This window comes from Massilia sp. YIM B02443, assembly GCF_030411955.1.
Lineage (GTDB): Bacteria > Pseudomonadota > Gammaproteobacteria > Burkholderiales > Burkholderiaceae_D > Telluria.
The window spans coordinates 390,666-408,297 of sequence record NZ_JASNRA010000001.1; the positions used below are offsets into that span (position 1 = coordinate 390,666).

General features: G+C 65.9%; 19 protein-coding genes. 12 read left to right on the forward strand and 7 right to left on the reverse strand.

Annotation, left to right across the window (positions count from 1 at the left end; translation table 11 throughout):
- Window positions 1–242: 242 nt before the first annotated feature.
- The 6 genes from flhF to QPK27_RS01690 all read left to right on the forward strand — a co-directional run bounded on the left by flhF (window position 243) and on the right by QPK27_RS01690 (window position 5,368).
- Window positions 243–1,640 carry a flagellar biosynthesis protein FlhF gene (gene flhF, locus QPK27_RS01665; RefSeq protein ID WP_290416453.1) on the forward strand — a complete coding sequence of 466 codons (1,398 nt, stop codon included), beginning with the start codon at window positions 243–245 and terminating at the stop codon, window positions 1,638–1,640.
- 8 nt (window positions 1,641–1,648) lie between these two features.
- The gene (locus QPK27_RS01670) at window positions 1,649–2,470 is read left to right on the forward strand and encodes an antiactivator of flagellar biosynthesis FleN protein (protein WP_290416454.1); all 822 of its coding nucleotides are present in this window, start codon (window positions 1,649–1,651) and stop codon (window positions 2,468–2,470) included.
- Window positions 2,471–2,553: 83 nt separating this feature from the next.
- Window positions 2,554–3,282 carry an RNA polymerase sigma factor FliA gene (locus QPK27_RS01675; protein WP_290416455.1) on the forward strand — a complete coding sequence of 243 codons (729 nt, stop codon included), beginning with the start codon at window positions 2,554–2,556 and terminating at the stop codon, window positions 3,280–3,282.
- The gene (locus QPK27_RS01680; protein ID WP_290416456.1) at window positions 3,264–4,007 is read left to right on the forward strand and encodes a flagellar motor protein; all 744 of its coding nucleotides are present in this window, start codon (window positions 3,264–3,266) and stop codon (window positions 4,005–4,007) included. Before QPK27_RS01675 ends, QPK27_RS01680 begins: the two co-directional genes overlap by 19 nt.
- 8 nt (window positions 4,008–4,015) lie before the next feature.
- Window positions 4,016–4,771, forward strand: coding sequence for a flagellar motor protein MotD (gene motD, locus QPK27_RS01685; RefSeq protein ID WP_290416457.1), 756 nt, complete (start codon window positions 4,016–4,018; stop codon window positions 4,769–4,771).
- A gap of 81 nt (window positions 4,772–4,852) precedes the next feature.
- Window positions 4,853–5,368, forward strand: a complete 516-nt coding sequence (locus QPK27_RS01690) for a hypothetical protein (protein WP_290416458.1) — start codon at window positions 4,853–4,855, stop codon at window positions 5,366–5,368.
- Window positions 5,369–5,436: 68 nt separating this feature from the next.
- Here the strand turns inward: QPK27_RS01690 and QPK27_RS01695 are convergent, their stop codons facing one another.
- A complete protein-coding gene (locus QPK27_RS01695; protein ID WP_290416459.1) occupies window positions 5,437–6,522 on the reverse strand; it encodes a M35 family metallo-endopeptidase in 1,086 nt (361 codons plus the stop codon).
- A gap of 238 nt (window positions 6,523–6,760) precedes the next feature.
- Between QPK27_RS01695 and QPK27_RS01700 the strand changes: the two genes are divergently transcribed.
- Entirely contained in the window at window positions 6,761–9,406 is a 2,646-nt protein-coding gene (locus QPK27_RS01700; protein ID WP_290416460.1) for an EAL domain-containing protein, read from the forward strand.
- A gap of 24 nt (window positions 9,407–9,430) precedes the next feature.
- On the opposite strand, the gene QPK27_RS01705 is transcribed toward QPK27_RS01700, so the two are convergent.
- From QPK27_RS01705 to flgA, 6 genes are all read right to left on the reverse strand, one after another.
- Window positions 9,431–9,952, reverse strand: coding sequence for a hypothetical protein (locus QPK27_RS01705; RefSeq protein ID WP_290416461.1), 522 nt, complete (start codon window positions 9,950–9,952; stop codon window positions 9,431–9,433).
- Between the two features lie 133 nt (window positions 9,953–10,085).
- Window positions 10,086–10,226 (reverse strand): hypothetical protein, encoded by a 141-nt coding sequence (locus QPK27_RS01710; protein ID WP_290416462.1) that lies wholly within the window; start codon window positions 10,224–10,226, stop codon window positions 10,086–10,088.
- Between the two features lie 114 nt (window positions 10,227–10,340).
- Window positions 10,341–11,576, reverse strand: coding sequence for a diguanylate cyclase (locus QPK27_RS01715; protein WP_290416463.1), 1,236 nt, complete (start codon window positions 11,574–11,576; stop codon window positions 10,341–10,343).
- 218 nt (window positions 11,577–11,794) lie between these two features.
- On the reverse strand, window positions 11,795–12,265 hold the full coding sequence (locus QPK27_RS01720; RefSeq protein WP_290416464.1) for a flagella synthesis protein FlgN: 471 nt from the start codon (window positions 12,263–12,265) through the stop codon (window positions 11,795–11,797).
- 3 nt (window positions 12,266–12,268) lie between these two features.
- Entirely contained in the window at window positions 12,269–12,580 is a 312-nt protein-coding gene (gene flgM / locus QPK27_RS01725; RefSeq protein ID WP_290416465.1) for a flagellar biosynthesis anti-sigma factor FlgM, read from the reverse strand.
- 106 nt (window positions 12,581–12,686) lie between these two features.
- Window positions 12,687–13,421 carry a flagellar basal body P-ring formation chaperone FlgA gene (gene flgA, locus QPK27_RS01730; RefSeq protein WP_290416466.1) on the reverse strand — a complete coding sequence of 245 codons (735 nt, stop codon included), beginning with the start codon at window positions 13,419–13,421 and terminating at the stop codon, window positions 12,687–12,689.
- A 166-nt stretch (window positions 13,422–13,587) separates the two neighbouring features.
- On the opposite strand from flgA, the gene flgB reads away from it, so the two are divergent.
- The 5 genes from flgB to flgF all read left to right on the forward strand — a co-directional run bounded on the left by flgB (window position 13,588) and on the right by flgF (window position 17,607).
- A complete protein-coding gene (gene flgB, locus QPK27_RS01735; protein WP_290416467.1) occupies window positions 13,588–14,004 on the forward strand; it encodes a flagellar basal body rod protein FlgB in 417 nt (138 codons plus the stop codon).
- A gap of 15 nt (window positions 14,005–14,019) precedes the next feature.
- Complete coding sequence (gene flgC, locus QPK27_RS01740; protein ID WP_290416468.1) at window positions 14,020–14,421, forward strand: flagellar basal body rod protein FlgC; 402 nt, start codon at window positions 14,020–14,022, stop codon at window positions 14,419–14,421.
- 21 nt (window positions 14,422–14,442) lie between these two features.
- Window positions 14,443–15,150 carry a flagellar hook assembly protein FlgD gene (locus QPK27_RS01745; protein ID WP_290416469.1) on the forward strand — a complete coding sequence of 236 codons (708 nt, stop codon included), beginning with the start codon at window positions 14,443–14,445 and terminating at the stop codon, window positions 15,148–15,150.
- A 40-nt stretch (window positions 15,151–15,190) separates the two neighbouring features.
- The gene (locus QPK27_RS01750) at window positions 15,191–16,711 is read left to right on the forward strand and encodes a flagellar hook protein FlgE (protein WP_290416470.1); all 1,521 of its coding nucleotides are present in this window, start codon (window positions 15,191–15,193) and stop codon (window positions 16,709–16,711) included.
- 155 nt (window positions 16,712–16,866) lie between these two features.
- Complete coding sequence (gene flgF / locus QPK27_RS01755; RefSeq protein WP_290416471.1) at window positions 16,867–17,607, forward strand: flagellar basal-body rod protein FlgF; 741 nt, start codon at window positions 16,867–16,869, stop codon at window positions 17,605–17,607.
- The last annotated feature ends 25 nt before the right edge of the window (window positions 17,608–17,632 follow it).

The following is a 17,632-nucleotide window of genomic DNA, read 5'->3' on the forward strand; positions in this document are numbered from 1 at the left end:
GCCCTTTTTGCAACAGCGTCGCTTTCTCCCCTCCCAATGTGCGCCATCCGACGTACACGGCCCCCATTCTCCGGGGCGCCATCGTTGCCACACCCGCAAACGATTACCGGTTTTTTCGATTTAGTGGAAATAGATGGGTTTCCCCTTCTTTATCCTCGGATGGTTTCCTCCGGGCATCGTCAATAATGCTTCCTATCGAAGGGCGTTTGTGCCCGGCAAACAGTTGAAGCGCGGAGAATACGATGAAGGTGAAGAAATTTACGGCAGCTACTTCCCGAGATGCATTGCGCAAAGTGCGCGAAGCGCTGGGTCCTGACGCCGTCATCCTCTCGAACCGTCCGGTCGACGGCGTGGTCGAGATCCTGGCCCTCGATAACGATGACGTGGCCTCGCTGGCCGCGCCGGTGAGCGATTCGGAAGCCGCGCAACCGGCGCCGCAGCTGCACGTCGAAGAGCCGGCCGCGGCCTTCGTGCCGGGCTTCGGCGCCGCCGCCGGTCCGGTCCCGGCACGCCGCCAGAAAGACCTGGCGCAAGCATCTGTGGCTACTCCTGCCGCTGCTCCGACCGCAGCCGCACCGGTCCAGACCTACGCCGAGCGCCGCGCCCCGGCCGCCGAGCCGAGCGTCGACATGAGCGCCATGACCTCGATGATGAGCGCCGCCATCGCCCAGGCCAAGGAATCGGCCGCCGTCGAAATGAACGGCATGATGAACGAACTGCGCGCCATGCGCGGCCTGATGGAAACCCAGCTGGCCGAACTGTCGTGGAACGCCACCGCCCAGCGCCAGCCGCACAAGGCCGCCGTGCTGCGCGAACTGCTGGGCGCCGGCTTCTCGGCCACCCTGGCCAAATACCTGGTCGAAAAGATGCCGGCCACGGAAGATGCAGCGCAAGCGATGCGCTGGATCAAGACCGTGCTCGCGCGCAACCTGAACACCATCGGCAACGACGACGACCTGCTGTCGAACGGCGGCGTGTTCGCCCTGGTCGGCCCGACCGGCGTTGGCAAGACCACCACCACCGCCAAGCTGGCCGCGCGCTGCGTGATGCGCCACGGCCCGGACAAGCTGGCCCTGATCACCACCGATGCCTACCGTATCGGCGGCCACGAGCAGCTGCGCATCTACGGCAAGATCCTGGGCGTGATGGTGCACTCGGTGAAGGACGAAGCCGACCTGCGCATCGCCCTGAAGGAACTGCGCAACAAGCACACCGTGCTGATCGACACCATCGGCATGTCGCAGCGCGACCACATGGTGGCCGAGCAGGTCGCGATGCTGTCGAGCTCGGGCGCCGACGTGAAACGCCTGCTGTGCCTGAACTCGACCGCCACCGGCGAGACCCTGAACGAAGTGGTGCGCGCCTATCAAGGCAGCGGTCTGCACGGCGCGATCATGACCAAGATGGACGAAGCGACCTCGATCGGCGGCGTGCTCGACGTGGTGGTGCGCCAGAAGCTGAACCTGCACTACATCTCGAACGGCCAGCGCGTGCCGGAAGACCTGCACCTGGCCGACCGCGCGATGCTGGTCGACCGCGCCTTCCGCAACCGCGCCGGCGCCGCTGCCGCACTGGGCGACGCCGACCTGCCGAGCATGATGGCCGGCGCCGCCGCCCGTGCCAACCCATCCTTCGCGTGAGGTGAGCCGTGGCCAGTTTTGATTTCGACCAGGCCGAAGGCCTGCGCCGCATGCTGCAAGGCCCGCGTCCGCGCGTGGTGACGTTCCTGTCCGCCACGCCGGAAGACGACAAGGGCGCGATGCTGGTCAACCTGGGCGCCTCGCTGGCCCAGCTCGGCAACGAAGTCCTGATCGTCGACGCCTGCCAGCAGGAATACGGCGTCGCGCGCCGCCTCGGCCTGAACCGCAGCGCCTCGCTGCTGCAGGTGGCGCGCCAGGAAGCGGCGCTGAACCAGGTCACGCATCCGGTACCGCAAGGCTTCTCGGTGGTGCCGATGGGCCGCCCGCAAGGCGCCGACGATGCGCGCCGCCTGGGCAAGACCTTCGACGTGCTGGCCAGCCAGGCCGGGATCGTGATCGTCGACGGCGAACTGGGCCCGGACGACGCGTTTCCGGTGGCCTTGATGGCCAGCAGCGAAATCGTGGTGCAGGTTTCCACCAGCGCCGCCTCGATCACCAATGCCTATGCGCTGATCAAGCGCCTGTCGCTGCAGCTGGGCCGGCGTCCGTTCGGGATCCTGGTCACCGGCGCGACTGAGGAGGAGGCGCAAGTGGTATACGATAATATGTCAGCAGCAGCAACACGCTACCTTGCCGTCAAGCTCACCTCGCTGGGTTCGGTGCCGGCCGACGAATGCCTGCACCGCGCCGCACGCCTGGGCCGGGCGGTGGTCGACGCCTTCCCGCTGGCGGGCGCCTCGGTCGCCTTCCGCCAGCTGGCCGGCAAGTTCGCGCTGCACGCGATGCCGCAGTTCGCACGCCAGGGCAGTGGCGCGCGCTTCGGCGCATGAGGGCGGCAACGGGCGCCGAGGCAGCGGCAGTGGCCGGGGTAGCGCAGACACGACAAAACGAGCAACGAGAAGATCAAGAGAGCATGTACACGGTCAAGGGGAAAGCGGACAAGAATTCTTTGCTGACGGAGCATATGCCGTTGGTAAAGCGTCTTGCCCACCACATGAAGGCGAAATTGCCGCCTTCGGTGGAAGTGGATGACCTGGTGCAAGCCGGCATGATCGGGCTGCTGGACGCGATCAACCGCTACGAAGACAACCACGGCGCCCAGTTCGAGACCTATGCCGTGCTGCGCATCCGCGGCGCCATGCTCGACGAGCTGCGCAGCAGCGACTGGATGCCGCGCAGCACGCGCCAGAACATGCGCAAGGTCGAGACCGCGATGCACGAATTGCAGCAGCGCCTGGGCCGTCCGCCGAGCGAATCCGAAGTCGCCAAGTCGCTCAAGCTGTCGCTCGAAGACTATCAGGAAATGCTGGCCGACTCGGGCGGCCACCAGCTGGTGTACTACGAGGACTTCCACGACGACGATGACAACGGCAACTTCCTCGACCGCTTCGCGGTGGACGACGCCGACCCGCTGCGCAGCCTGATGGAAACCGATTTCCGCCAGGCTGTAATCGACGCCATCGAGAACCTGCCGCCGCGTGAGAAATTGTTGATGGGCTTGTACTACGAGGAAGAGTTGAACCTGAAGGAAATCGGCGCCGTCATGGGCGTGAGCGAATCGCGGGTGTCGCAGCTGCACACGCAAGCCGTGGCGCGCCTGCGCACGGCATTACGGGAGCAATTGTGGACTGGGCCAGCGTAGCCGGACTGGTCCTGGCGGTGGCCGGCATCCTGGTCGGCCACTCGCTCGACGGCGGGCGCTTCGCCTCGCTGGTGCAGCCGGCCGCGTTCGCGATCGTGGTGGTCGGCACCTTTGGGGCCGTGCTGCTGCAGAGCGAACGCCGCACGTTTACCCGTGGCCTGGCGATGCTGCGCTGGGTGTTCGTGCCGCCGCGCGGCGAGCGCCAGAAACTGTCGCGCGAGATCGCGCTGTGGAGCCTGTCGGCGCGGCGCGACGGGCTGCTGTCGCTGGAACAATACATGACCAAAGCCGATCCGTTCGTCGAGAAGGGCTTGCGGCTGGTGGTGGACGGCATCCATCCCGATAAAGTGCGCAGCCTGCTCGAGCACGAGATCAACGGCTACGAATTCGCCCAGCGCCAGGCGGCCCGCATCTGGGAATCGGCGGCCGGTTATGCGCCCACGATCGGGATCCTGGGCGCGGTGCTGGGCCTGATCCACGTGATGGAAAACCTGTCCGACCCGGCGCGCCTGGGTTCCGGCATCGCGGTCGCGTTCGTCTCGACCGTGTACGGCGTCGGCCTGGCCAACCTGTTCTTCTACCCGGTCGGCAACAAATTGAAAGCCATCGTCAGCGACAAGGTGGCGCAGTACGAAATCCTGACCGAGGTCTTCTACGACCTGGCCAGCGGCGACCATTCGCGCGTGGTGGACGAGCGCGTGGCCAGCCTCCTTACCCATCACTAGAACCAGGCATGGCGCGCAAACGCTACGATGATGACGTCCCGAGCGAGCACCACGAGCGCTGGCTGATCTCGTACGCCGACTTCATCACGCTGCTGTTCGCCTTCTTCGTGGTGATGTACGCGATCTCGATCGTCAACGAAGGCAAGTACCAGCAGCTGTCCGAGGCCCTGGGCGACGCCTTCGGCGGACGCGGCGCCGCGACCCAGGTCAACACCAACGTCGAGCCGGTACTGCCGCTGTCGCACATCGTCAACCGCAAGCGCAACGAAGCCGCACGGCGCGAGCACGAACGCATGGGCGTGCTGGCGCGCGACCTGACCGCCACGCTGTTGCCCTTGGTGAAATCGGGCCAGGTGCGGGTGACCCAGAATGCGCGCGGGGTCAGCGTCGAGATCAACGCCAGCGTGCTGTTCGACCAGGGCCAGGCGCTGCTGCAGCCGGAAGCCAGCGAAATCCTGCAGGCGGTCGGCGGGCTGCTGCGGAACGATCCGCACCGGATCGAGGTCGAAGGGCATACCGACGACGTGCCGATCGCCAGCACCGTGTATCCATCGAACTGGGAACTGTCGGCCGCGCGCGCCAGCAGCGTGGTGCGGCTGTTCATCGACAGCGGCGTGGCGCCGGCGCGCCTGTCGGCGCTCGGTTTCGCGGCCACGCGGCCGGTGGCGGCGAATACCGATCCGGTGGGCCAGGCGCGCAACCGGCGGGTGGCAGTGATGATCCTGGCGGCATTGCCTGAAACAGGCGGTAACATTCTTCCGTAAATATCGCCGCGCGGCATGCCATAATCGTCATTGCAATATTTGCTTTCAATCTACAAATGGCCGAGTGCCAGGGGACCGCAAATGCATGTCGAACGTAGCAAGGGCCTGCGTATGAAACAGGCCATGGTGGCCTGCGCGCTGGCGCTGGTTGGCTTGATGGGAGCGGTGAAGGCCGTGGAAGCGAAAGTGGACGTGAACCACCGGCTCGAGGTCGAGACTGGCGCCCATAGCGTCAAGGTGCGCGTGCTGATCGAGAACCGCGGCGACAAGCCGGTTTGGATCCCGCGCGAGATCGCGCTGGGCGACGACCTGACCGCCCCGCGCTTCCTGCTGCGCACGCCCGAAGACGAGGTGGCCTACACCGGCCGCATGGTCAAGCGCGCCGCCCCAGGGCCGGCCGACTACCTCGAAGTCAAGCCGCAAACGACGCACCTGAACACCATCGACATCACGGACGCGTATGCGTTCAAGCCGGGCAGGCACAGCTACGAGATCCGCTATGCAGGGCCGTGGCTGACCAGCCTCGGCAGTCTCGATGCGGCCAGCATCAAGCAGAGCCCGGCGCTTCCGGTCAAGTTTTCGTTTACCGGACGGTAGGGTTGGCCAGTTGACGTTACGCGGCCGTGTGATTTGTCATGATCGTGGCTCCTTGAGCGTTATCGCCATCACTGCTGCGGCGGGGTGTTCTCGCCAAAATATTCATGCGAATCCGCGTTGTTGATCGCGCGCTCGGGCGCCGTCCGCGCCAGCTCGGCCGCACCCGCCTGGCCGTACACGTGGTCGTCGGTGCCCGCCACCACGTCGAAGTGGCTCAACTCATGCACCAGCGTGCCGCCGCGCGAATCGGTGCCGGTGACCGCCGCGGCCCAGAAGGCCTTGCACACCCAGACCGTGTACGGCAGCGCCGGGTACACGTAGGCAAAATACGGTTCGTCGCAATCGCAATCGACCTTGACCGGCTTGGTCTCGAACGCGTCCCTGATCGCCGTGAAATTGGCGGTCACTCTGGCGCCGCGGGCGGCGTCGGGCGCGCCGAACCACGCCGTGTAGCGCGCGCCGTCTTCCTTGCCCGCGCCCAGGTAGGCGTGGCCGTCGACCGCCATCGCACGGCCAGCCTCCATTGCCGTCACCAGCTGTTCTTGCTGGGCGTTCGAGCAGCTGCTGTATGAGAGGCCGGCGCCGCTGGCTTCCGGGGCCAGCACGGCGCCCTTGCTGCCGCGCGGCAGGCGGCCGTCGATCCACAGGTTGACCGGATTCGAGACCAGCTCGCCGGCCAGCGGCTGTGGCGTGGCCGGGCTCTTGGAGCTGGCGGCGGTCGCCGGCACAGCAGGCGCGCGGTAGCGCACGGTGTAGGCGCCGGTGACGGTCATTTCGTACAGCCTCGATAGCTCGACCGTCTGCGTCAGCGACGCACCTGGCTCCAGGCGCAAGAAGTCGGCCGGGCCCGGCGCGGCGCGCTTGATGTGGCGACCCAGATAGGTCACCGGCTGGCCATCGCGCCGCACGTCGAACAGGGCGTCGTCGATACCGTCCAGTGGCGTGCGCCAGCGCAACACGTACTGGGCGCTGGCTGCGGTATTGGTCAGGGTAACGCGCACCAGCACGTCTTCGCCGCGCTTGACAGTGGTTTGCAGCGGCGTCAGCGCGACAGTCACGGTGGCCGAAGCCGGGTTGGCGTAGACGCAGGCGGCGACCAGCGCGGCCGCGGTCAGCGCCATGCCGGGTTGTGGCAAAGCAGGGCAGGGGTTCATGGCTTCTCCTGGAAATATGTCCATCAACCACTTTCTGCCCACGTATGCGAAATGTATTGCGCGGCTTCAATGGTCTGCATAGCGAGGACAACCTTCCAGTCACGGCGACAAATAAACAACAGGTATGGAATAACTGACCATAAATACTCGATCCTCACCATGTCTGTTTGCTATGATGCAACTAACATATCCACGAAGATATTAATTTTTGGTCCTATTGATGGCCAGAGGCGGTTTTATGATTTCCCAGATCAACCAGGCATCGGATCGCGCGCAGGGAAGTGCTGCAATGCCGGTGCGTGAAACGGCGGAGATGATCGACGCCATCGCCCGCGAGATTGGCCTGGATGGCGACGAACTCGCCGCGCGCCGCCGCTTCCTGCAGTTCGACGAACGCGACATCGCCGCATTGCGCGACGTGCACCGGTTGCTGCACGCGCAGCGCGATACTTTCTCGGACCATTTCTACGAGCACCTGCTGGCGTTTCCGCACATGCGCGAACTGCTTGGCGACAGCGCCGCCATGGCGCGCCTGCGCCAGGCGCAGGCGCGCTATTTCAGCAGCCTCACCGCCGGCGAGTACGGCGAGGCTTACGTGCGCGACCGGCTGCGGGTGGGCGCCACCCACCAGCGCATCGGGCTCGACCCCAAGTGGTACATCGGCGCCTACCGCAAATACCTGTCCGAACTGTTCGGCATGCTGTGGCACAAGCTGCAGCACGAACCGGAGCGCTTCATTGCCGGCTGCGATGCCGTGCTCAAGATCGTCTGCTTCGACATGGGCCTGGCGCTGGACACCTATGCCCACGCCGACGGGCGCTGCCTGCGCCAGAGCCGCAATTACCTGGAGCAGGTGATCGAGGCCATGCCGGCCGGCCTGGTGGTGATCGATGCTGCGCGCCGGGTACGCTCGATGAACCGCAGCATGGCGACCCTGCTGGGTATGCCGGATGAAGCAATTGCCGCCGGCCATCCGGTCGAGAGCGTGCTGCCGGACCCGGAGCTGGCGCTGCGCATCGACGCCGCGCTGCAGTCCGGCGCGCCGCAAGACAATGTCTTGGTGACGCTGGACGGCCGAGCCGACGGCGTGCGCCACCTCGAATTCAATATTCGCCGCACGCGCCAGGACGACGGCCACATGTTGTTGCTGATCGGCCAGGACGTGACGTTCCGGCGCAAGGCGCGCCTGCGCCTGCAGGAAAGCGAGGAATTCTTCCGCCTCACCTTCAACCAGGCGGCGGTCGGCATCGTGCTGATGGGACCGGACGGACGGCTGCTGCGGGTCAACCGCAAGATGGCGCAAATCCTGGGCTATACCGAGGTCGAGCTGCTGCAGCGCTTCTTCCAGCAGCTGACGCTGGAAGACGACCTGCCCGACGAGCTGCTGCTGGTGCGGCGCCTGAAGGCGGGCGAGATCGGCGACTTCCAGCGCGAAAAGCGCCTGGTGCGGCGCGACGGCAGTCCGGTGTGGGTCAACGTCAGCGTCTCGATGATGCGCGACGCCAACGGCAGCGAGCGCTTCATCTCGGTGGTCGAGGACATCTCGCGCCGCAAGCTGGCCGAGGAAGCGCTGACGCGCCTGGCCAGCCACGACACCCTGACCGGCCTGCCGAACCGCCTTCTGCTGCAGGACCGATTGGCCCAGGCCATCGTGCACGCCGGACGCAGCGGCGCCCAGGTGGCGGTGCTGTTCATCGACCTGGACCGCTTCAAGCACGTCAACGACAGCCTCGGGCACGATGCCGGCGACAGCATGATCGTCGAGATCGCGCGTCGCCTGTCGAGCGCGCTGCGCGAAAGCGACACCGTGGCACGCCAGGGCGGCGACGAATTCGTGGTGGTGCTGCCGGAACTGGCGGGCGAGGGCGATGCCGGCGTCGTGGCGCAAAAGCTGCTCGACAACCTGTTTCAGCCGCTGCTGCTGTGCGGCCAGGAAGTGTTCCCGACCGGCTCGATCGGCATCGCCATGTATCCGCGCGACGGCCTGGACGCCGCCACTCTGCTCAAGAGCGCCGATAGCGCCATGTATCAGTCAAAAGGGCAGGGCGGAAACCACTACAGTTTTTATGCGGCAGCGCTCGGCAAGCAGGCGAGCGAGCACCTGCGCATGGAAGCGGCGCTACAGCGCGCCCTGCAGCGCCAGGAATTTTTGCTGCATTACCAGCCGGTGGTCGACATCGCCAGCGGCGCGGTGAGCGGGGTCGAAGCGCTGCTGCGCTGGCAGCCGCAGGGGCAGGGACAACCTCAGGCTTTGGTGCCGCCGTCCGACTTCATTCCGCTGCTGGAAGAGACCGGCCTGATCGTGCCGGTCGGCGAATGGGTGCTGGCCACCGCGATGGCGCAGCAGGTGGCGTGGCGCCGCATGGGCTTGCCGCCGCTGCGGATCAGCGTCAACCTGTCGGCGCGCCAGTTCCTGGGCCAGGACGTGGCGCGCCAGGTGGGCGCGCTGATCGAGGCCAGCGGGTGCGATCCGGCCTGGCTGACGCTGGAAATCACCGAGAGCGTGCTGATGCAGAACCCGGTGGCGGCCGCCGCCACCATGGAGCGGCTGGCGGCGATGGGCGTGCAGCTGGCGATCGACGATTTCGGCACCGGCTATTCGAGCCTGGCCAGCCTGAAGCGCTTCCCGATCCACAGTCTCAAGATCGACCGCTCGTTCGTCAGCGACCTGACGCGCGACGCCGACGACGCCGCGATCGTGAATGCCGTGATCGCGCTGGCGCACTCGATGCGCCTGAACGTGATCGCCGAAGGCGTCGAGACCACCGAACAGCTGGTCTTCCTGTCGGCGCGCGGCTGTGACCAGATGCAGGGCTATTGCTTCAGCCGTCCGGTGGCGCCGCAAGGGATCGAGGCGCTGCTGCGGGCGGCCGAAGCGGCCTGAGTTTTCCCTGCCGCGAAGAAGCGCTCAGGAAGTGCGGTGCGGACCGTCGCCCGGCGTGCCCGAGCTCTCGGCGCCGTCGGCCAGTCGCTCGCTGATCTTGTCGTCGCTGGCGCGGCCGACGTAACCGTCTTTCGCGCCGCCGGCGCTCGTGCCGCCCGCGCCGCCATTCGCCGCGCCACCGATCGCCGACTGGCTATTCTGCGCTTCGGATTTGCCCAGCACGCCACCCGTGATCGGGCCGCCGGCGTTGCCGTGGCTGGTCTGCGCGGCGCCGGCCGGGCCGACATTGCTTTCCGGCGAAGCCTTGGCGAAGTTGCTCTGGATGCCGGACTGGCGCGATCCGTCGGCGTTGGCGGCACCGATGCTCGAGTCGCCGGCGTCGTCGTCGGCGACGAAGCCGGACAGGGAATCAGGACCGCTGGCGCGCAGGCCCTGCTGGTTGCCGCTTTCCTGGTCGGCGCCCTGGCGGTTGCCGGCTTGCGTATCGTCGCGTTTGTCGTCAAGGTCGTCGTCGCGGATGTCCTTCGAATCCTGCTTGCTCATCATGATCTCCTTCGTTGCATGTGTTCGATGAAATCATGTGCGGCGTGCTTGCCGCTTTCCCAATAGGATACCCCGCCGCGACGACGTAGGAATGGACGGACGATGCTCAGCGTCCAGCAGCGGCGCGGCGCAGCACCTAGAGTTGAGTCGCCATCATCGGCTGGTTCGGATCGTGGCCGGCGCGCGGCACCACGATGAACTCCTTGGCCGGCGCCTCGATCGCGTCGAAGTAGCGCCGTGCGACCCGGGGGCTGGACAGCAGATCTTCCTGTCCCATTACGAAGTAGAGGCGCGCCCAGTGCTTCCATCGCGATCGAAATCGTCCAGCGTATGCAAAAATATTCGAACGGCAAGATATTGCCGCTGGATGCAGACGATTACCCGTAACAGGTCAGCCGGCCTTGCGCGCCAGCGCGACTGGCGCCTCCGGCGTCCGGACGTCGGGCGCCAGCGCCAGGTGCGGTTCCGGCGCCAGCGCATGCACCCGGTTGCGTCCGGCCGCCTTGGCCGCATACAACGCGGCGTCGGCGCGCGCCAGCGCCGCCTGCACGGTTTCGCCGTCGGCCAGCACGGTGACGCCAATGCTCAGCGTCAGCGTCAGCGGCTGGCCGGGCGCCGCCGGCAGGGTATCGGCGGCGGCGCGCACCGCCGCCTGCAATTTGTCGCCCACTCCTGCAGCGTGGCCCAGGCCGGCATCCGGCAGCAGCACGGCGAATTCGTCGCCGCCCAGGCGCGCCACGCAGTCGACCGCGCGCAGCGAGCGCCGGGCGCACTCGGCGACCAGCTGCAGCGCCAGGTCGCCGGCATGGTGGCCGCCGCCGTCGTTGATCGTCTTGAAATTGTCGAGGTCGATCAGCATCAGCGCCAGCGGCCGGCCAGCGCGCGCGCTGCGCGCCCGTTCGCGGGTGGCGATCTCGAAGAAGGCCTTGCGCGACCAGGCGCCGGTCAGGTGGTCGTGGTTGGCGGCGAATTCGGCGCGCTGCACGATGTGGCGGTGGGCGGTCAACAGGCCGCCCAGGATCAGGGCCGGCAGCGCCAGCGCGGCGGCGGTCAGGATCGCTACGCTCCACACGCTCGGCTGCAGCAGCGAGCCGGGCGTCTGCTCGGCGCCCAGCAGCCAGGCCATGCGCGCCGCGTGGCCAAGCGTCACCAGGGCGCACATGCCGAGGACGAACCAGACCACGTGCAACGGGCGCTGCCAGTCGCGCCGTCCGGCCAGCACGGTGCGGCCGATCTCCAGGCACACCGCCGACTGGAACAGCGAAATCACGGCGCTGCGCGCGGCGAACGAATCGGCGACGTAGTGGAACAGCGCGATCAGCACCCCGACCAGCGCTACCAGCAGGCTCAGCAGCAGGGTGCGCGGCGCGCGTCCGGCCAGCACCCGGTAGCCGGCCACCAGCGCCGCGCCGGCGCCGGTGTACGCCACGTTGGCGGCCTCGTAGGCCAGCAGCGGCGGCAGTTCGCGCCCGAAGGCGTACAGCACGTTGCCGGTCATGCCCAGCAGCGCCGCCAGCAGCAGGGCGCGCGTGCCGCGCACGCCTTGCGCCGCCACCGACGACAGCGCCATCAGGACCAGGAAGCAGAGCAGGGACGCGATCAGGAATATCTGCTGGGTGGCGAGCATGAATGAAATGGGTATGGGGGCGCGCGCCGTTGACGGCGTGAACAGAGGCAATTCGGGAGCAGCCCGTATTATGCCGCCGTTATGCCGCACTGCGGCATACTTTTAATGGCATATTTTTAAATGCCGTGTCGCACGCCATATACCCCGGGATGGCGTGACGCAAAAAAGGCCGCTCGCGCGGCCCTTTCCGGTATTCCTGGTACTGCAGAGAAGTGTGTTCAGCCCACCACGAAGCGCTTCGATGCGCCGACGCCGACGGTCTGGCCGCTGGCGCCGTAGATGGCGCCGGCCGGGGCGTTGGTCGGGGTGCGCATGGCGTTCAGTACGCCCTGGTTGTGCGCCAGCTGGCGGTTGATCAGCATGCCGTTCACGCGGTTCAGCTCCTTGGCTTCGCGCGCAGTGGCCAGCATCCCTTCCCACTGGCTGCGCGCGGCGCCGTTGCCGCCCACCGCCAGCCATGGCTCCATGCCCGCTTCCGATCCTTCGCAGCCCGCCGCCGCCAGCGCGCCGTGGCGCTGCCGCGACAGTGCCGCCAGCTCGGCCACCAGCGCATTCTTTTGCGGCGTCAGGCCGGCCAGCGCGTCGGCGTCGAGCGCGACCAGCATCTGCTGTTCCTGCTTCATCAGCGCCACGAGGGCATTGAGGTGTTGGTGTTCTGCGGCGAGCGTCTGGGTCGGGCTGGAGATCATGGATTAGCGTTGTCGTGAATGGAGCAGGTCGCGCACGGTTTCTAGCAAGCCGTCCGCCACCTTCTCGGAGTTGACCTGGAACTGGCCATCGGCGATGGCCATCTTGATTCGTTCTACTTTCTTTGCATCAAACACCTGGGCCCCGCCGCCCACCGCATTCGCCATCGCCTGGCCCTGCGAGGACAGCCGGACGCTGTCGGTTTGCGCCTGGGTCGGCGCGGCGCCGGCCGCCTTGTCGGCGCCACGCGCGGTAGTGGTCTGCGTGGTCGCCGGCTGCAGCGCCGGATTGTTCTTCAGGGTATCGGTAATTTTCACAGCATCATCCTTCTCTGTTCGGAGCGGAAACTCCGGGATCTGTCCTCTGTAACGGCGTGCGCGTCACAAACTTTAGACCGATCCGGCAAGGATTGATGCTATTTCTTTACAGCATTATTTCAACGAATCCACCGGCGCGCGCGGTACCGCTGACCACGATGCCCGACGCGGTGCGCACCTGCGCCACCTGGCCGTCGCCGGCATTGTTGATCGCCTTACCTTCGCTCGAGACCGAGAAGTTGGATCCGCGCGACACCAGCTGCACCGCCTGGCCCTGTTTCACCACCGGCTGGCTGCGCAGCGTGTCCAGGCGCAGCGCGGTGCCGGCCGGCAGCGACACCAGCGGGGTGCGGCCGATCGCCTGCGCCACGTCGGTGACGATGCCGTTCGGCATGGCGGCAATATCGCCCTTCATCACGGTCAATTGCCCTTGTTCCAATGGCTGGCCCTGGGCCAGCGGCACCGCCGCCACGATGTAGTCGGCGGTGACGCTGACCTGGGCCTGGATATAGATGGTCCAGGACGGCGCGGTGCAGCGCACCCCGACCGTGGTCTTGCCCCACGGGCGGGCGCCGGGCTGCTGGAAGGCTTCCGGCGCCGGGCAGGCGGCCAGGCTCAGGCGCTGGTCGACGGCGCCGACCTTGACGCTGACGGCGCCCGGCAGGCCGGCGCTCTGGGTCTGCAGGTATTGTTCGGCCACGCCGCGCAGGGCGGCCAGGTTCTGGCGTCCGGCGGCCTGGGCGGCAGGCTTGGCCTGCACCTGGGTCTGGGCCTGCGCAGTGCTACCCAAGGTAATACCTGAGAGCGCCAATAGCGAGCACGCAACGATCTGTCGTTTCATGGGATACGAATGTGAAAGAGATCCGGGAATGCTGCTATCTTAGGTCGAATGATGCCCTAGCGAAACTTTGAATAGCCGGGGTTTGCCAGTCCTTCTCCCTCGATTGGTGTTGCGACAGGGCACGTAAGATTCATCCTGTCCCAACAAGCACACGCCAGGAGGCGGCATGATCGGCAAACTCGACGACTACATGCGTTTTAACGAAACGGCGCTGTCGCTGCGCTCGCAGCGCCAGGAACTGCTGGCCTCGAACATCGCCAACGCCGACACCCCGAACTACAAGGCGCGCGACATCGACTTCGCCAGCGCCCTGAAGGGCGCCCTGGCCGGCGGCGGCAACGCCGGCGCGCTGGCCACCACCGATACCAGCCACATGGCGCGCGGCAAGGCCACCGGCGACACCCTGGCCAACGGCACCCCGGTGCTGTACCGCGGCGTGAGCCAGGGCAGCGTCGACGGCAACACGGTCGACATGGACGTCGAGCGCAACCAGTTTGCCGACAACGCGCTGCGCTACGAGGCCGGCATCATGATGATCAACAGCCAGATCAAGGGCCTGCTGGCCGCGATCCAGGGCCAGTAAGCGGGGTAATCCAGCATGTCGCTCTTCAATATCTTCAACGTCGCCGGCTCGGGCATGAGCGCCCAGTCGCAGCGCCTGAACGCCACCGCCAGCAACCTGGCCAACGTCGACAGCGTGACCAGCCCGAGCGGCGAAGCCTACCGCGCCAAGGCAGTGGTGTTCGAGTCGGTCCCGACCGCTTCCGGCGCCACCGGCGTGCGGGTGCGCGAAGTGGTCGAAGACCCGTCGCCGCTCAAGCAGGTGTACGACCCCAAGCATCCGATGGCCGACGACAAGGGCTATGTGTCGATGCCGAACGTGAACCCGGTGGACGAGATGGTGAACATGCTGTCGGCCTCGCGTTCTTACCAGAACAACGTCGAAACCATGAACGCAGCCAAGAGCATGCTGCTCAAGACCCTGACCATCGGCCAATAAGATTTCTGACCTAGCGACCCCATGACCTCTCCAATCAGTTCCTCGACCGCCAACATCAACGACTTGATGAAGACCATGAACACCAAGGCCCAGGAATCGGCCGATGGCGTTCAGGCCGACACCGACAAGTTCATGACCCTGCTGGTGACCCAGCTGCAGAACCAGGATCCCCTGAATCCGATGGACAACGCGCAGATGACCAGCCAGCTGGCCCAGCTGCAGACCGTGACCGGCGTGAACAAGCTGAACACGACGCTGGAGTCGCTCAAGGCCAGCTACCAGTCGAGCGAATCGCTGGCCGCGACCAACCTGATCGGCCACGGCGTGCTGGTCGAAGGCAATGGCGTGCAGCTGGCCAAGGGCCAGGCGATCCTGGGCGTGGAGCTGGCGAGCCCGGCCGACAAGGTGCAGCTGGTGGTCAGCGACGCCGGCGGCAACGAAGTCGCCACCATCGACCTTGGCGCCCAGGAAGCGGGCATCGTGCCGGTGGCGTGGGATGGCGTGCCGGATGCCAAGAATGTCGACGCCGAGGGCAAGCCGATCGCGCTGGCCGACGGCAAGTACACTTTCAAGGTGGTGGCGACCCAGGGCGGCGAAGCGGTGACCGACGCCAAATCCCTGTCCTTCGACAGCGTCGCCAGCGTCACCACCGGCGGCAAGGATGGCGTCAAACTGAATCTCCCGGGTGCAGGCGCGGTTGCCTACGCCGATATCAAACAAGTCCTGTAAGCCAAGCCGCTTACTTCCTTTTTACTTTTAGGATCTCAACATGTCTTTCCAACAAGGCCTGAGCGGCTTGAACGGCGCCGCCAAATCGCTGGACGTCATCGGTAACAACATCGCCAACTCGAGCACCGTCGGTTTCAAGGGCTCGACCACCCAGTTCGCCGATGTCTACGCCAGCTCGCTCAACGGCGCCGGCGGCATGACGCCCGGCATCGGCGTGAAAGTCTCGGCCATTGCCCAGCAGTTCACCCAGGGGAATATCGAAACCACCAACAACCCGCTCGACATCGCGATCAACGGTTCCGGCTTCTTCCGCATCGAGCAAGCCGGCGTGGTCCAGTACTCGCGCAACGGCCAGTTCTCGCTGGACAAATCGGGCAATATCGTCAACGCCCAGGGCGCCAAGCTGACCGGCTATGGCCTGGGCCCGAACGGCAAGATCGCCGCCGGCGCGCCGGTGCCGCTCAAGATCGACACTTCGGACCAGCCGCCGAAGGTCACCTCGAAGATCGACATCGAACTGCAGCTCGATTCACGTAGCCCGCAGGTCATCAAGAAGCCGTTCAATGTTGACGATACCGATACTTACACCAAGCAAAGCGCGATGAGTGTATACGACACGCTGGGCAATCCGCACACGCTGTCGACCTTCTACGTCAAAACAGAAGCCGGCCACTGGGACGTATATGCCAGTATGGACGGGTATGAAAACAGTGCATTGAAAGCAGCGGGCGTTGCTCAGACCGATCCCACTGTAACTGCCGCGCGCGCCACTTGGGATAAGGCTGATGCCGCAGGCAAGGTGGATGCGATGAAAGATTACGCTATCAAGGCCGCTACCGCTATCCGCAACGAAGCTAGCAAAGCGGTCCCGCCGCCGAGCACTGACGAACTGGAGGCAATCAGCTCTGCCGCCAACCTCGCCGCTCTGGTGCCGGGCACTACACCGGAACAGGTTAACGCGGCCATGTTAAAAGTGTTGAAGACATCGCCGGAGAAAGTAGGTACCCTGGTATTCAACACAAATGGCGGTCTGGACATGACCATCGGTAATACCGATTCCAAGAATGCCCAGTTCAAACTCGACCTACAGGTGGTGCCATCAACTGGAGCGGAATTAAAAATCCCTGTCACATTCGACTTCGCCGGCACCACCCAGTACGGCACCACGACCAGCGAAGGGCGCCTGGAGCAGGACGGCTACAAGGCCGGTTCGCTGCAGCGTTTCAGCACCGGCCAGGACGGCACCATCCTGGGCCAGTACAGCAACGGCCAGGTCAAGCCGCTGGGCCAGGTGATCCTGGCCAACTTCACCAACCCGAACGGGCTGGAGCCGCTGGGCAACAACGCCTGGGCTGAATCGCCGAACTCGGGCGGCGCCCTGATCGGCACCGCCGGCACCGGCGGCATGGGCGTGCTGCAGTCGTCGGCGACCGAAGCGTCAAGCGTCGACCTGACCGCCGAGCTGGTCAACATGATCACCGCGCAGCGCGCCTACCAGGCCAATGCGCAGACCATCAAGACCCAGGACTCGGTGCTGCAGACGCTGGTGAACCTGCGTTAATGATGGTTGATGCCGGCGGCGGTTGAACGCGTCGGCGGGAGACCCGCCAACCCTACGTAGGGTTGGCGGCTCCGCTGCCGACGCGTTCAACGTACCGCCGCATCAACGAAACGCAACACAACGCCGTACGACCGCAACACGACAAGGACCGCACCATGGACCGCCTGATCTACACCGCCGCCACCGGCGCCAAGCACATCCTCGAGAAGCAGGCCACGACCTCGAACAACCTGGCCAATGTCGGCACCACGGGTTTCCGCGCCCAGCTCGACATCTTCCGTTCGGCCCCGGTGCAAGGTCCGGGCCTGCCGACGCGCGCCTTCGTGGTCGACTCGACCGCCGGCGCCGACTTCTCGGCCGGCGCGCTGCAGGTGACCGGGCGCGACCTGGACGTGGCGGTGAAGGGCGACGGCTGGCTGGCGGTGCAGATGCCGGACGGTTCCGAGGCCTACACCCGCAACGGTTCGCTGCAGATGAGCCCGAACGGCATGCTGCAGACCGCTTCCGGCCAGATCATCGCCGGCGAGGGCGGCCCGATCGCGATCCCGCCCGACGCCACCGTCACGGTCGGCGCTGACGGCACCATCTCGACCATCTCGAACGTCGACCAGCCGGCCGCCGCCAACATCATCGGCCGCCTGAAGCTGGTCAATCCGCCGGCAGCCGACATGGTGCGCGGCGACGACGGCCTGTTCCGCATGAAGGACGGCAACCCGGCCCCGGCCGACGCCGCGGTGCAGGTGGCCGGCGGCGCGCTCGAGGGCAGCAACGTGAATGCCGTCGATTGCATGGTCGACATGATTGCCCTGGCAAGGTCGTTCGACACCCAAATGAGCCTGTTGAAGAACGCCGAGAATAACGCCGCAAAAGCTGCCCAGATCCTCGCTATGAATTAAGTGTTGCCCCGGCATAATTCTATTG

What these genes read in the sequence shown, in the direction of transcription:
- flhF (WP_290416453.1), top strand. Translation starts at nt 243, where the DNA reads ATGAAGGTGAAGAAATTTACGGCAGCTACTTCCCGAGATGCATTGCGC.
- QPK27_RS01710 (WP_290416462.1), bottom strand. Translation starts at nt 10,226, where the DNA reads ATGGGACAGGAAGATCTGCTGTCCAGCCCCCGGGTCGCACGGCGCTAC.
- flgC (WP_290416468.1), top strand. Translation starts at nt 14,020, where the DNA reads ATGTCGCTCTTCAATATCTTCAACGTCGCCGGCTCGGGCATGAGCGCC.
- QPK27_RS01695 (WP_290416459.1), bottom strand. Translation starts at nt 6,522, where the DNA reads ATGAACCCCTGCCCTGCTTTGCCACAACCCGGCATGGCGCTGACCGCG.
- flgF (WP_290416471.1), top strand. Translation starts at nt 16,867, where the DNA reads ATGGACCGCCTGATCTACACCGCCGCCACCGGCGCCAAGCACATCCTC.
- flgA (WP_290416466.1), bottom strand. Translation starts at nt 13,421, where the DNA reads ATGAAACGACAGATCGTTGCGTGCTCGCTATTGGCGCTCTCAGGTATT.
- QPK27_RS01700 (WP_290416460.1), top strand. Translation starts at nt 6,761, where the DNA reads ATGATTTCCCAGATCAACCAGGCATCGGATCGCGCGCAGGGAAGTGCT.
- QPK27_RS01715 (WP_290416463.1), bottom strand. Translation starts at nt 11,576, where the DNA reads ATGCTCGCCACCCAGCAGATATTCCTGATCGCGTCCCTGCTCTGCTTC.
- QPK27_RS01675 (WP_290416455.1), top strand. Translation starts at nt 2,554, where the DNA reads ATGTACACGGTCAAGGGGAAAGCGGACAAGAATTCTTTGCTGACGGAG.
- QPK27_RS01705 (WP_290416461.1), bottom strand. Translation starts at nt 9,952, where the DNA reads ATGATGAGCAAGCAGGATTCGAAGGACATCCGCGACGACGACCTTGAC.
- QPK27_RS01750 (WP_290416470.1), top strand. Translation starts at nt 15,191, where the DNA reads ATGTCTTTCCAACAAGGCCTGAGCGGCTTGAACGGCGCCGCCAAATCG.
- QPK27_RS01690 (WP_290416458.1), top strand. Translation starts at nt 4,853, where the DNA reads ATGCATGTCGAACGTAGCAAGGGCCTGCGTATGAAACAGGCCATGGTG.
- QPK27_RS01745 (WP_290416469.1), top strand. Translation starts at nt 14,443, where the DNA reads ATGACCTCTCCAATCAGTTCCTCGACCGCCAACATCAACGACTTGATG.
- flgB (WP_290416467.1), top strand. Translation starts at nt 13,588, where the DNA reads ATGATCGGCAAACTCGACGACTACATGCGTTTTAACGAAACGGCGCTG.
- QPK27_RS01720 (WP_290416464.1), bottom strand. Translation starts at nt 12,265, where the DNA reads ATGATCTCCAGCCCGACCCAGACGCTCGCCGCAGAACACCAACACCTC.
- motD (WP_290416457.1), top strand. Translation starts at nt 4,016, where the DNA reads ATGGCGCGCAAACGCTACGATGATGACGTCCCGAGCGAGCACCACGAG.